Source organism: Nitratireductor alexandrii (assembly GCF_004000215.1).
Classification (GTDB): Bacteria; Pseudomonadota; Alphaproteobacteria; order Rhizobiales; family Rhizobiaceae; genus Mangrovimarina; species Mangrovimarina alexandrii.
The window spans coordinates 462,099-474,808 of the sequence record NZ_RBVY01000005.1 but is presented as its reverse complement, the minus strand read 5'-3'; the positions used below and the strand labels follow the sequence as shown (position 1 = coordinate 474,808).

Annotated in this window: 13 protein-coding genes; 8 read left to right on the top strand and 5 right to left on the bottom strand. The window is 68.7% G+C overall.

All coding sequences use genetic code 11. The annotated features are described in order from the left end of the window. Window positions 1–10: 10 nt before the first annotated feature. A complete protein-coding gene (locus EP380_RS14445; RefSeq protein ID WP_106573568.1) occupies window positions 11–334 on the bottom strand; it encodes a TraR/DksA family transcriptional regulator in 324 nt (107 codons plus the stop codon). A gap of 173 nt (window positions 335–507) precedes the next feature. Here EP380_RS14445 and EP380_RS14440 point away from each other — a divergent pair, with 173 nt between their 5' ends. The 4 genes from EP380_RS14440 (at window position 508) to EP380_RS14425 (ending at window position 4,638) form a co-directional block, all read left to right on the top strand. Beyond that, window positions 508–933, top strand: coding sequence for a secondary thiamine-phosphate synthase enzyme YjbQ (locus EP380_RS14440; protein ID WP_127599084.1), 426 nt, complete (start codon window positions 508–510; stop codon window positions 931–933). Window positions 934–992: 59 nt separating this feature from the next. Continuing rightward, a complete protein-coding gene (locus EP380_RS14435; RefSeq protein WP_127599083.1) occupies window positions 993–1,286 on the top strand; it encodes an HlyU family transcriptional regulator in 294 nt (97 codons plus the stop codon). 105 nt (window positions 1,287–1,391) lie between these two features. Beyond that, window positions 1,392–4,196, top strand: coding sequence for an ABC transporter transmembrane domain-containing protein (locus EP380_RS14430; protein ID WP_127599082.1), 2,805 nt, complete (start codon window positions 1,392–1,394; stop codon window positions 4,194–4,196). After that, window positions 4,180–4,638 carry a cyclic nucleotide-binding domain-containing protein gene (locus tag EP380_RS14425; protein WP_106573549.1) on the top strand — a complete coding sequence of 153 codons (459 nt, stop codon included), beginning with the start codon at window positions 4,180–4,182 and terminating at the stop codon, window positions 4,636–4,638. Before EP380_RS14430 ends, EP380_RS14425 begins: the two co-directional genes overlap by 17 nt. A 7-nt stretch (window positions 4,639–4,645) precedes the next feature. Here the strand turns inward: EP380_RS14425 and EP380_RS14420 are convergent, their stop codons facing one another. Next, window positions 4,646–5,260: a TetR/AcrR family transcriptional regulator gene (locus EP380_RS14420; RefSeq protein WP_106573548.1), complete on the bottom strand. Its 615-nt coding sequence runs from the start codon at window positions 5,258–5,260 to the stop codon at window positions 4,646–4,648. A gap of 71 nt (window positions 5,261–5,331) precedes the next feature. Here EP380_RS14420 and EP380_RS14415 point away from each other — a divergent pair, with 71 nt between their 5' ends. Together EP380_RS14415 and EP380_RS14410 are read left to right on the top strand one after the other, a co-directional pair. Then, window positions 5,332–5,757 carry a VOC family protein gene (locus EP380_RS14415; protein WP_127599081.1) on the top strand — a complete coding sequence of 142 codons (426 nt, stop codon included), beginning with the start codon at window positions 5,332–5,334 and terminating at the stop codon, window positions 5,755–5,757. 96 nt (window positions 5,758–5,853) lie between these two features. Next, window positions 5,854–6,261, top strand: coding sequence for a hypothetical protein (locus tag EP380_RS14410; protein WP_106573546.1), 408 nt, complete (start codon window positions 5,854–5,856; stop codon window positions 6,259–6,261). 10 nt (window positions 6,262–6,271) lie between these two features. Here the strand turns inward: EP380_RS14410 and EP380_RS14405 are convergent, their stop codons facing one another. Next, complete coding sequence (locus EP380_RS14405) at window positions 6,272–6,706, bottom strand: FKBP-type peptidyl-prolyl cis-trans isomerase (RefSeq protein WP_106573545.1); 435 nt, start codon at window positions 6,704–6,706, stop codon at window positions 6,272–6,274. Window positions 6,707–6,923: 217 nt separating this feature from the next. On the opposite strand from EP380_RS14405, the gene EP380_RS14400 reads away from it, so the two are divergent. Further along, window positions 6,924–7,790, top strand: a complete 867-nt coding sequence (locus EP380_RS14400) for an SDR family oxidoreductase (RefSeq protein WP_106573567.1) — start codon at window positions 6,924–6,926, stop codon at window positions 7,788–7,790. Between the two features lie 158 nt (window positions 7,791–7,948). Here the strand turns inward: EP380_RS14400 and EP380_RS14395 are convergent, their stop codons facing one another. Together EP380_RS14395 and EP380_RS14390 are read right to left on the bottom strand one after the other, a co-directional pair. Continuing rightward, the gene (locus EP380_RS14395; RefSeq protein WP_127599080.1) at window positions 7,949–10,075 is read right to left on the bottom strand and encodes a DUF294 nucleotidyltransferase-like domain-containing protein; all 2,127 of its coding nucleotides are present in this window, start codon (window positions 10,073–10,075) and stop codon (window positions 7,949–7,951) included. Between the two features lie 140 nt (window positions 10,076–10,215). Next, on the bottom strand, window positions 10,216–12,141 hold the full coding sequence (locus EP380_RS14390) for an OmpA family protein (RefSeq protein ID WP_127599079.1): 1,926 nt from the start codon (window positions 12,139–12,141) through the stop codon (window positions 10,216–10,218). A gap of 121 nt (window positions 12,142–12,262) precedes the next feature. On the opposite strand from EP380_RS14390, the gene EP380_RS14385 reads away from it, so the two are divergent. Further along, window positions 12,263–12,709: a YcgN family cysteine cluster protein gene (locus tag EP380_RS14385; protein ID WP_127599078.1), complete on the top strand. Its 447-nt coding sequence runs from the start codon at window positions 12,263–12,265 to the stop codon at window positions 12,707–12,709. Window position 12,710 lies beyond the last annotated feature (1 nt).

The window sequence follows — 12,710 nt, the reverse complement described above, 5'->3', positions numbered from 1 at the left end:
AAAGGTTCCGCTACATCGCCCGCGCGCATTCGCGGCAGAATGGTGTGTGCGGCAGGGCGTCGAGCCTTTCCTCGGAAATCTCCGCGCCGCATTTGACGCATTCGCCATAGGTGCCGGCCTCGATGCGCTTGAGCGCGGCCTCGATGGCGCGCTGCTCGTCCTGGCCGCTGGTGCCGAGCTGTTCGAGTACCTCGTCGCCCTCGCTCTCCACGGCGCTGTCTTCCCAGTCGGGATTGGGGGCGTCGTCGAGTTCGTCCTCGATGCGGGTGAGGCGGTCGTCGAGCTCGGCCAGCCGGCTGAGGAGCTGTTTCTTGCGCGTGTCGATATCGGTCATGGTCGCGTCCTTTTGCAGGTTCCAGGCACTGTACCGGCCAGATTGCGGCAACAGCTTGATTTCGGTCAAGAAACGGTCGAAGACGGTCGCGATTTCCGTCGCTCGGCGCCTGTCCACCATATCCGGCCTGCCCGCCCCTTGACAGGGCGTATCGTCGCCGCGCACGAAAACGCATGGCGCTGACTTTGATCATCATCGAGACCGCCGGGTCCGGCCTTTACGAATTCACCGACCGCGCGGCCGCGTTCGTCGGCAAGACCGGCGTCGGCGAAGGGCTTTTGACCGTATTCGTGCGGCATACGTCGTGCTCGCTGGTCGTCCAGGAAAACGCCGATCCGGACGTGCGGCGCGACCTCGACGGGTTTTTCCGCCGGCTGGTGCCGCCGGCGGACGACCCCGCGATGGACTGGATCGCGCACACGGCCGAGGGAGCCGACGACATGCCCGCCCATATCAAGGCGGCGCTCACCCAGACCTCGCTCGGCATTCCGGTGGCCGAGGGGCGGATGCTGCTGGGGACCTGGCAGGGGCTCTACCTGTTCGAACACCGGGCGCGGGCGCACCGGCGCGAAATCGTGCTACATGTGGCCTCAGGCTGACTTTCGAACCATGCCGCGCCGGCGCCACGCCGCGCGGCTTTCACAAGGCGGAGACGACGATGTCCTTTTTCAAACGGCTTTTCGGGCTCGGCGGCGGCGGGGATGCGCAGCCGGCCGCGGCCAAGGTGGCCGCCGAAATCGAGCACAACGGCTACGTGATCAAGGCGATGCCCTTCAAGGAGGGCGGCCAGTTTCAGACCTGCGCGCTGATCGCCAAGGAGATCGACGGCGTTGTGAAGGAACACAGGCTGATCCGCGCCGACCGTTTCGCGGCCGAGGAGGACGCGGTCGCGGTGTCGCTGCGCAAGGCCAAGCAGATGATCGACGAGCAGGGCGAGCGGCTGTTCGGGTGAACGGCGGCGCGACCGGCCGGTTGAACTTCGCGGGCCGGCATGTACATCTGACCCCCGACAGGCGGGCGGGGCGTCCGCAGGCGGGTGAGCGGGGATAGGCCGGTCTTGGAACGCAATCTGCTCAAATTCATCTGGCAGAACTCCCGGCTCAAGCAGGTCTGGCTCCTGATCGTCATCGTCGCCTCGATGCCGCTCTATTTCCTGACGCTGGAACTGCCCAAGCAGATCGTCAACGGGCCGATCCAGGGCGAGGGGTTTTCGGCCGCCGGCGCCGAGCAGCCCTTCCTGCGCCTGCCCCTGCCGTTTGCCGAACAGGTTTTCGGCCGCGAGATCGTGCTGTTCGAGGGGTTTTCCCTCGACCGGCTGGCGATGCTTTTCGCGCTCGGCCTGCTTTTCTTGGCCGCGGTCGTCGCCAACGGCGCCTTCAAGCTCTACGTCAACACCTACAAGGGCAAGCTCGGCGAGACGCTGCTCAGGCAATTGCGCTACACGCTGCTCGACCGGGTGCTGCGCTACCGGGTGGTGCGGTTTCGCAACTTGAAGGGGGCGGAGGCGGCCTCGGTGATAAAGGACGAGGTCGAGCCGCTGGGCGAGTTCGTCGGCGACGCGTTCTCGCTGCCGCTTTTTCTGGGCGGGCAGGCGATCACCGGCCTGTTGTTCCTGTTTCTGCAGAATTTCTATTTCGGCATCCTGACGATCGCGATCGTCGGCTTCCAGGTCTGGATCATTCCGCGCCTGCGGCGCAAGCTGATCCAGCTCGGCCGGCAGCGGCAATTGCAGGCGCGCCGGCTGTCGGGCCAGGTGGCGGAGACGGTGGAGATGGCGCCCGACATCCACGTCAACGACATCTCCAACTACACGCGGGCGCGCCATTACGGGCTTTTGTCCACGATCCTCGATATCCGCTTCGAGCTCTATCAGCGCAAATTCGCGGTCAAATACATCAACAATCTCTTGATGCAGTTCCTGTCGTTCCTGTTCTACGTGCTCGGCGGTTATTTCGTCATCACCGGCCGGCTCGACATCGGACAGCTCGTGGCGGTGATCGCCGCCTACAAGGATCTTCCCGGGCCGATCAAGGGCCTGATCGACTACGATCAGATCCGGCTGATCAACGAGGCCCGCTACGAGCAGACGATCGACAGTTTTCGCGATGACGGGCTGCTGCCGGCCGCGATCCAGCAAATGCCGGGAGAGGCCGTGCCGCGGCTGCGCGAGGGGTTCCGTGCCGAGCGCGCCAGGCTGGAGGACGAGACCGGCCGCGTGGTGCTGGAAAATCTCCATGCCGCCATCGCGCCGGGCGAACGGGTGGCGATCGCGACCGGCGGCAACGACGCCGCGCGGATCGCGGCGGGTGTGTTGTGCACGGCGCTGGCGCGGCTGACGACGCCGGTTTCCGGCACGATCACGCTCGACGGCAAGCCGCTCGACGATCTGCCCGAAAGCCTGACCGGACGGCGCGTCGCCTATGTCGATGCCGGCACGTTTTTTCCCGCCGGCACGATCCGCGACAATCTGACCATGGTTTTGAAGAACCAGCCTGTCGGGTTTGCCGAGAAGACGACGCCGCCGACCCCGCCCAAGGGCAGCGGCGGGCTGTTGCACGATGCGCCGCCGGACGAGACGCTGGACTGGATCGACCTTGCGGCGCTGGGTCTTGCCGACAAGCGGGCCTTCGACCGGCACGTGGCGGCCGTGCTCGACCTGGCGGGCCTGTCGCGGCAAATCCAGGATCTGGGCCTGCGCGGCACCGTCGATCCCGAACACAATCCCGCCTTTTGCGACAAGATCGTCGAGGTGCGGCGCGAATTCCGCGACAATGCGGCCGGGTTCGGCGTCGCCGGCATCGTCGAGCCGTTCGACCCCAAGCGCTACAACGCCCAGGCCGCGATCGGCGAAAACCTTCTGTTCGGCACCGCGCGCGTCCCCGGCTGGGAGCTGGACGCGCTGGCCACCAATCCGGTGCTCTTGGCGATCCTCGACCGGCACGGGCTGCGCGAGCGGTTTTTGGAGATGGGCCGGCGCATCGCCGAAGCGCGCATCGAACTGTTCGGCGACCTGGCGCCCGACAGCAAGATCTTCGAGACGGTGGCCGATGTCAGCTACGAGGAAGTGGCGCGGCTGAAGGAGATGATGGCCAGGCTGCGCATGGGCCGTCAGGCCAAGCAACAGCCCGCGCAACGCCGCCCCAAGGCGGGGGCGAAAGCGCTTTCCGACCGCGAGGAACTGCTGCGCATCACCTTCAATTATTGCGAGGCGCGCAGCCGTTTCGGCGTGCTCGACGCCGAAACCGAAAGCGACATTCTGGCCGCGCGGGCGGATGTGCGCGAGACCGTTTCGGAGATGGAGGCCGCGCCGGTGTTTTTCCACGATCCGGACCTCTACAATCCGACCGCAACCGTGCTCGACAACATCCTGCTGGGGCGTGTCAGTTCCAGCGCGGTCGATGGCCGCGAGAAGGTGCTGGCGGCGGTCCAGGAGCTGATCGCGCGCACCGGGCTTTCGGACGGCCTGCTCGATGTCGGGCTCGATTTCGAGATGGGCAATGGCGGGCGGCGGCTGTCGGAAACGCAGCGCCAGAAGCTGCATCTGGCGCGGGCGCTGATCAAAAAACCTGATATCATCATCTTCAACGAAGTGCTGGGCGCGCTGGACGTGGCCAGCCGGCAGGCGACCATGCGGCGGGTTCTCGCGCTCCCGCTTCTGGGCGACGAAGACTGGAAGCCGGGGATCCTGGCGGTGCTTCTCGACGACGAGCTTGCCGGCCTTTTCGACCGCGTCCTGGTGTACGGCAACGGCACGCTGGTGGAAGACGAGCCGGACGAGATCGCCGCGCGCGCGGGCGATGGCGGCGATGGCGAGGCCACGGCAGACGAGAAAGGGGCGGAAGACGATGCGCACGCTGAATGACGAGGTCGAGGTTCTGCGGCGGATTCCGCTGTTCGCCTCGATCGAGCCGTCGAAACTGAAACTGGTCGCCTACGCCGCCGATCGGGTCGAGCTGAACGACGGCGAGGTGCTGTTTCGGCAGGGCGACGCCGGCGACAGCGCGTTCATCCTGGTCAGCGGCGTCGCCGACATCGTTTCCGAAACGGAGGGCGCGCAGGTTGTGGTGGCGCAGTTGCGCGACCATGCGCTGGTCGGCGAGATGTCGGTGTTTTGCGACGTGCCGCGCTCTGCCACGGTGCGGGCCAACGGCAAGCTGATCGCGCTCAAGATCGGCAAGGATTATTTTCTCGAGCTGATCAAGGAGTTTCCGGAACTGGCCGGACGCATCATCCGCGAACTCGCCTTCCGGCTGGCCAAGACCACCGCCGATCTGGCCGCCAGCGAGCGTGCGGTGCGCAAATAGGCGCAGATCACGGGCCGCGTTCACGATCGGGCGCGGCCAGGCCGTCGACAAAGGCGGTAAGCACCGTCATGAAATCCCCGGGATCGGCGCCGGCCTCCACGGCCAGGGCGGCCCTGTCATAGGCCGACGACAGCAGCAGCGTGACGGCGCCGAGCGGCATGGGGCGCAGGGCGCGGGCGGCCATCGCCGCGGCCAGACCCTCGCGCAGGGAGCGCATGGCGCCGATCTCGGCGTCGATGGCATCCATCCCGGCGCGCCCGAGCACGGCCGGGCCGTCGAGCAGCAGGAGACGGGTGCGTCCGGGTTCGCGCATGGCGCCCAGAAACGCCCGGCCGCCGGCGATCAGCGCCTCGCGCACCGGCATGTCGCCCGATGACGCGGTTTCGATCTCGGCCGCGACCCGACTGGATTCCAGCTCCACAACGGCCCGGAACAGCGCCTGCTTGTCGGCGAAGTGGTGATAAAGCGCGCCGCGCGTGACGCCGGCAGCCGCCACGATCTCCGGCGTGCCGGTCTCCGCATACCCCTTGTCGACGAACAGCCGGCGCGCGGCCGCGATCAGCTGCGCGCGCATGGTCCGCGAGCGTTCGCGATTGGAGCGTCGTTTCGTTTCCTGTTGCATACATGCAGCCTGTATGTTAATTCAAAAATACCTACAGACTGTATGTGTGGTGCTGCGAAAAGGAAAGCCCGATGAAAACCACCTCCTATTATCCCGTGCTGATGAGCGACGACGTGGCCGCAACCGCGGCCTTTTACGTCGAGCATTTCCGCTTCCAGGCGCTGTTCGAGAGCGACTGGTACGTGCATCTGCAGTCGCGCGAGGACAAGCGGGTCAATCTCGGCATCGTTCGGGGCGACCACGAGACGGTGCCGCCGCAGGGACGGGGCACGACGTCGAACCTGCTGCTCAATTTCGAGGTTGCCGATCCGGACGCCGTTTACGAGCGGGTGCGGGCGGCGGGGCTGACAATCCTGCGCAGCTTGCGAGACGAGCCGTTCGGCCAGCGCCATTTCATCACCGTCGATCCGAACGGGGTGATGATCGATGTCATCAAGCCGATCCCGCCGAGCGCTGAGTTCGCCGCGCAATATCTGGGCGAGGTCGACGCGGGCTGAGCGTTATCGCCGTGGCGCCGCGTGCGGTTGACCTCGAGGGCGTGCGCCTCCATCTAAGCAAAGCCGGACCAGGGTGCCGGCTTTGCGGAGGAAAGAATGGCGCGGCGCGGATCGTCGATCGGTTTCATGGGACGGTTCGGACGCTCCGCCGACCTGCGTCAGCTCGACGGGGCGCTGCGCACCCTCGACCTGCATCCGGCGCTGGTGCCCGAAGGCGTGAAGCTGACCATCGCCAATCTCCTAAAAGACCATTTCGACGCCGACGAACCGCCCGCGCACGCCTATGCGCCGGCCGCCGCGCTGGTGGCCTATTGCGCGCTCGGGGCAGAGGCGTTTGCGGCCGCCAACGGCGCCGAACCGGCGGCCGGGGTCGAAAGGCGCATCGAGGCCGCGATCGCGGCCGGCGCGGGCCACGACGCCGACCTGGTGCTGCTTTGCCTGCATGCCGGCCTGATCCAGCCGGCGGTGGTCGCCCGCTTCGACCTGTCGGTCGAGGAAGGCTGACGGCCTGCCGTCAGCCGCCGACGATTTCCACAACCTCGATGTCGAAGACCAGGTCCTGACCGGCGAGCGGATGGTTGGCGTCGACCGTGACGGTGTCCTCGGTCAGCTCGACCACGGTAAGCGCCACCGGGTGGCCCTCCGGCGTGCTGGCCTGCAGCCGCACGCCGACCTCCAGTTCGATCGTGTCGGGGATCTGGGTGCGCGGCAGCGCCTGGATCTGGTTCTGGTCGCGCGGGCCGTAGGCCTCCGCCGCTGGAATGGTGACGCTGGACTTGTCGCCGACGTTCATGCCGTTGACGTGATTGTCGAGGCCGGGAATGATCTGGCCCGAGCCGACCTCGAATTCGAGCGGCTCGCGGCCGGCCGAGGAATCGAATTCCGTGCCGTCGGTGAGCTTGCCGGTATAGTGAATGCGAACGACATCGCCGCTCTTGACTTCGGCCATTGATTTGTCTCGATCTTGCTTGAGGAGATTTGCGGCGGCGAACCGGTGCTTGCGGTTGCGCGGCCGGACGGGAGGCGGACGCCGCGCGCCCAGCCTCAAGGACATCTGCAAACTTAGCGACCGGAGCGCGAATGTAAACCGCGCGCGGGGCCGCGCGGGCGATTTTACCGTGCGCGAACATCGGCTACAGTCCGGCCGCAATCATCAGGAGGTCTCGATGTCGCTCAAGGGCAAAACCATTTTCGTTTCGGGCGGGTCACGCGGCATCGGGCTGGCGATCGCGCTCAGGGCGGCGCGCGACGGCGCCAATGTGACCATCGCGGCCAAGACCGCCGAGCCGCATCCCAGGCTGCCCGGCACCATCCATACCGCGGCCCAGCAGATCGAGGCGGCCGGCGGCAAGGCGCTGCCGGTCCTGTGCGACATCCGCAACGACGAGCAGGTGGCCGAAGCCATCGAGGCGACGGCGAGCGCCTGCGGCGGCATCGACATCTGCATCAACAATGCCAGCGCGATCCAGCTCACCGGCACGCTGGAGACCGACATGAAGCGGTTCGACCTGATGCACCAGATCAACATGCGCGGCACCTATATGGTCTCCAAACTGTGCATTCCGCATCTGAAGAAGGCCGCGAACCCGCATATCCTGACCCTGTCGCCGCCGCTCGACATGCAGGCGAAATGGTTCAAGAACCACGTCGCCTACACGATGGCGAAATACGGCATGTCGATGTGCACGCTCGGCATGAGCGCGGAATTCGCCAAGGACGGCATCGCGGTCAATTCGCTGTGGCCGCTGACGGCGATCGACACGGCGGCGGTGCGCAACCTGCTCGGCGGCGAGGCGGTGGCCTCGATCAGCCGCACGCCGGAAATCATGGCGGATGCGGCCTATGCGATCTTGAACCGGCCGGCGCGCGAGTGCACCGGTAATTTCTTCATCGACGAGATGGTGCTGCGCGAAGAGGGCGTGACCGATTTTTCGCCCTATGCCCCCGGCGCGAAAGGCGCGCTGGCGGCCGATTTCTTCGTGCCGGACGCGGTGTTCGACCAGACCGACACCAAGGTGACCGGAAGGCTGTGAGACCGGGCTGGCGAGGCGAACGGGGGAGCGCATCGACGCCCATGCCGCGCGCAGGCTGACAAAAGGCCCGCATGGGCGCCTTGAGCCCGACCGGCAACGGCGGTTGCGCCGCCAGCCGCCTCGGCCCGGCTTGCCGCCTGCCTCGGCCGGCGGCCGCCCTAGGCGAACATCAGCGTGCGCGCGATTTCCGGCGCGAGCCGGGCCCGCTTCAGCGCCGTCTTCAGCGCGGCGCGCTCGTGGCGGGTCAGGGCGGCGATCTCGACCCGGTTCGAGACCGCCACGCCGGCCAGGAGATCGCGTGCCTGCTGGGCGAGCATCAGCCGCACGACAAGCGCGTGGGCCTCGATCAGCGCCCGCAGATCGGCCTCGCCGCCGATCTTCTTTGCGATCAGCCCTTCCAGTCGCTCGCGCGTGCCGCGCAGGCGCAGATCGTGGCGGATCGCCAGCGTGCGCGCCAGCGAGACGACCGGAAACAGCCCGTGCATCTTCAAGTCGATACGTCCGGCCACGGTGGCGAAACCGCCGAGCAGGGTGAAGGGGTCCGGTCCGCCGAGCAGGCGTTCGCCCAAAAGCTTGGCGAAGCCGATATTCGCGCTTGCCAGCCGAAAGGCGTGGTCGAACAGCGCGGTTGCCAGGTGCGCCGCGCCGTACACCGGCACCATGTCGAAAAAAATGTCGACGTTGAGCAGATCCTGCGGCCGCGAGTGCGCCACCCAGCCGGCGACGCGTTCGCGCCAGACCGCCTCGGAGCCGCGCCATGGCGGGTTTTTGGCCATCACGCCGCCGCTGCACAGCGGCACGCCGGCGGTATCGAGCAGCGGGGCGATCTTTTCGCCGAGTGCCGAAAACCAGGCGTCCTCGGGCCCGTCGGGCGCGCCGCGCGCGAAGACGATCGCATTGTCCTGGTCGGGCGCGAGCAGGCTTTCGCCGCGCCCGGCCGAACCAAGCACGATCAGCGCGTAGGGGCAGGGCGGCGGCCCCCGGCCCTCGGCCAGCATCGCGGCCTCGGCGATCTGGGCGGCGCGGCGGGTCAGCGCGCGCAGTTCCTCGCTGACGATCGCCGCGACCAGCCGGGCGTCGATCTCCTCGCCGATCAGGGCCTGGGCGACGGCAGGCAGGCCCGACCAGGCGGCCGCCATCGCCGTCGCGTCGCCGGCGGCCTCGATCGCGTCGTCGAGCCCGATCGCCGCGCCGGCCCGCAGGCGCAGCAGGTCGCGCGCCGAAACGATGCCGGCAAGCCGCCCGTCCTCGTCGCGCACCGCCAGATGGCGTATGCCGAGCCGGTCCATGCGCCCGACGGCGCGATAGGCGAAGGCGCCGGTTCGCACGCTGTGCAGCGGCCGGCTGGCGATCGCGCCGACCGGCACGGAGAAGGCGGCCGCGCCGCCGCCGGCGATCCGGCGCATGACGTCGCGCTCGGTGAGGATGGCGTAGTCGTCGAGCGGGCCGCCGGCGACGCCGTCGTCGGAGACCAGCAGCGCGCCGATGCCGTTTTCGACCATCAGCGCGATCGCCGCCTCAAGCGTCTGATCCGTGCGCATGACGACCGGCGGCGCGCTCATCAGGGCCGAGACCCGGTGGCGATAGGCGAAGGGGTCGAGCGCGCCGAGGGCGCCGGGCCCGGCAAACCGTTCGGGCCGCGACACCGGCGCGGCCCAGCCGGCGCGCTGGTGGCGCTCCAACTGGCCGGTGAGCGCCAGGCAGGCGCGCTCGGCCTCGGCCAGCGTCCTGATGCCGCGTTCGGCAAGCCGCGGCACGAGACGGACGAAGATCGCGCCGGCCGCGCGCGCGTCGCCGAGGGCGGAATGGCGGTCGGCGATCGGCACCTCGAGCCATTCGGCGAGCATGTCGAGCGACTGATCGGGAAGCTGCGGCGCCACGAGGGCGGCCAGGAGCCGGACGCACAGCGTGCGCGGCCTTGCCCAGGCGAGCCCGGTCCGCTCCGCCTCGGCCGCGATCACGGCCAGGTCGAAGCCGACCGCGTAGCCGATCACCACCCGCCCGGCGGCGAAGTCGTCGAACGCCCGCAGCGCGGCGTCGGCTGCGGGCGCGCCGGCGACCATGGCGTCGGTGATGTTGTGGATGGCGGTCGTTTCGGCGGGGATCGGCACACCGGGATCGACCAGGGTCTCGAAGGTCGCGTCGTCGCTCACGCGTCCCGCCGCAAGCGCGACGGCGCCGATCTGCACGAGGCGGGCGCTCGTCGTGTCCAGGCCCGTCGTTTCCGTATCGAGCGCCACCGCGTCGAGCGATACGAGCGGTGTCGCGCCGCTGGCCTTGCGCATGAAACCCTCCACGCCCGCTTCTTATCATGCCGATGTCGGCCCCGTCATTGATCCGGATCAGGCAGGTGCGGGCGCGTCGGCGGCAAAGAAAGGCCCGGCCGGAAAACCGGGCCGGGCCTCGACAGGCGCGCGGGCCGCCGTCAGTTCGCCCGCGCGACCGGCGTCACCAGCGGCGTGATGCGGCGGATGGCGACACGCCGGTTCTCGCGTTCGCGCTCCTCGGTGGCGACCTTCAGGTAGCGCTCGCCGTAACCCTGGGTGACGAGGTTTTCCGGCGGGATGGCGAACACCCGGGTCAGGGCGCTGGCGACCGCTTCGGCACGTTCGTCCGACAGGGCCAGATTGGCGAGGTCGGAGCCGACCGCGTCGGTGTGGCCCTCGATCAGGAAGGTCTCGCCGGGATTGTCCGCCAGCAGACGGTCGATAGCCGTCGCGACGCCTTCGAGCCTGGCGATCTCGCTTTCGGGGATCGAGGCGGAGCCGAACGCGAAGGTGATCGTGTCCAGGTCGACGCGGCGCACCGTGTCGCGAATGCGGGCGGAACGCTTGACCTCGTCGATCGAATAGAGCCGGCGGACCTTTTCAACCGGGGGCTTGTCGAGGAACTCGTAATAGATTTCCGGCCCCTCGGCCCGGCGCGCGTCGAGAATATAGTCGCGGGCCGGGATCGTCAGCCGCAGCGGCGGCAGGTCGGCGCCGGGATCGCGCCAGTCGCGCACACGCTCGTAATCGCGTTCGTCGACATAGGCCAGCACGATCTCGCGCCCGTCCGGCGTGATGCGCGAGCGCCGCACCACATCGCCGTAGCGGTTGCGGATGGTGACGATCTGCGAGCCGTTCGGCCGCACGATGGTCTCGCGTTCGCGGCCGCGCGGCAGGGTCTCGTAATAGACCTCGCGCGCGTCGCGGCGCAGCCGCGGGCGATCGGAACTCTCCACGAAGGTCTGGTTGTTGAACTGGATCACGAAGCGGTCGCCGAACTCCTTGACCACCTCGGCGCCTTCGGGACGCGCGCGCCGGGCGCGACGCTCTTCGCTGCGTTCGACCCGTTCGCCCTTTTCGGCGATGGCGGATTCGAGCGTTCGCGGTCGCGCTTCGGCATCCTGGGCAGCCGCGTCGGTCTCGGGCGGCGGCGCCGCCTCGCCGGCCGCGTCGGCGGGCTGTTCGATCGCCTGATCGTCCGTCGCTTCGCCGGCCGGCCGTTCGGCGCCGCCGGTATCCGGCGCCTGCTTGGCGCTGTCGAGAACCGGCGCGGTCTCCTCCGGCGGGGTTTCGGTCTGCCCGCCGATCGCCTGGTCGGGCGCCTCGTTCTCGGCTTGCGGCTTATCGGCCTCGGTGTCCGGTTTCGGCTCGGGAACCGGCGCGGCCTCCTCCGTCACGGGCTCGGGAGCGGGATCCGGCGCGGCCGCGTCGGGGGCCTGGTCGGCGGTCTCCGCGTCCGGCTTCGGCTCCGGTACCGGTGCGGCCTCCTCCGTCACGGGCTCTGGCACAGGCGCGGGCTCGGGCGCGACGGCCTCGGGTTTCGGCTCGGGTTCCGGGGCGGCTTCGGGCGTCTTCTGCTCGGCTTGCGGTTCCGGCTTGGGTTCCGGCTCGGGGGCAACCTCCGGCGTCTTCTGCTCGGCCGCTTCCGGCTCCGGCGCGGCGTCCGCCGCAGCCGGTGTTTCCGGCTCGGGTGCCGGCTGTTCCGCCTTGGGCGCAGGTTCGGGCTTGGGCGCAGGCTCGGCCTCCGGCGCCGGTGGTTCGGCGGCCTCGGGCTTTGGCGCGGGTTGCGCCTCGGGCTCGGCTGCGGGGGCTTCCGCCTCGGGGGCGGGCGCGGCCTCGGGTTCGGGTTTCGGGGCCGGCTCCATCGCGGCCGGCTCCTCGGTCGCCGCGCTGTCCTTTGTCGGCTTGGGCTCTTCCTCGGTTTGCTCCGCGTCCGCGGGCTTGTCCTGCACGAGCCGCAACAGGGGCGCGGCTTCGCGATCGGGCTTGGCGCCGACCGCTGCGGGGCCGGCGGCGTGGCCCGGCGCGGCGCCGAGCAGCAGGCCGAGCGCGGTGCCGGCGAGAATGCGTGCGTGAAGCTTCATCGGATCTGAATCCTCTTGTGATGCCCCTTCACGGGCTAAAACCCCCGGCGCGGCTTATGGTTCCGCGGCGCGCCGGCGCGCGGCGCTTGACGGGGCGCGCGCAAACGGCGAAACCGGCGCGATGACGAGCCGGTTCTGGAAAGACAAGACCCTGGAGCAGATGAGCGCGACGGAGTGGGAATCGCTCTGCGACGGCTGCGGCAAATGCTGCCTGGCCAAGCTCGAGGACGAGGACACGGGCGAGATCTACTGGACCAGCGTGGCGTGCCGGCTGTTCGATGCCGGACGCTGCCGCTGCCGGGACTACGACAACCGCCTGGAACGGGTGCCGGACTGCGTGCGGCTGACGCCGGACAATGTGCGCACGCTGTCCTGGCTGCCGGAGACCTGCGCCTATCGACTGGTCGCGGAGGGGCGTGACCTTTACGATTGGCATCCGCTCGTGTCGGGCCGGGCCGACAGCGTGCACGAGGCGGGCGTGTCGATGCGCGGGCGGGTAAGCGCGTCGGAGGACGAGCTTGCCGAGGTCGAGGCCTATTTCAATCACATGCTGGAACACGAGCCGTGAC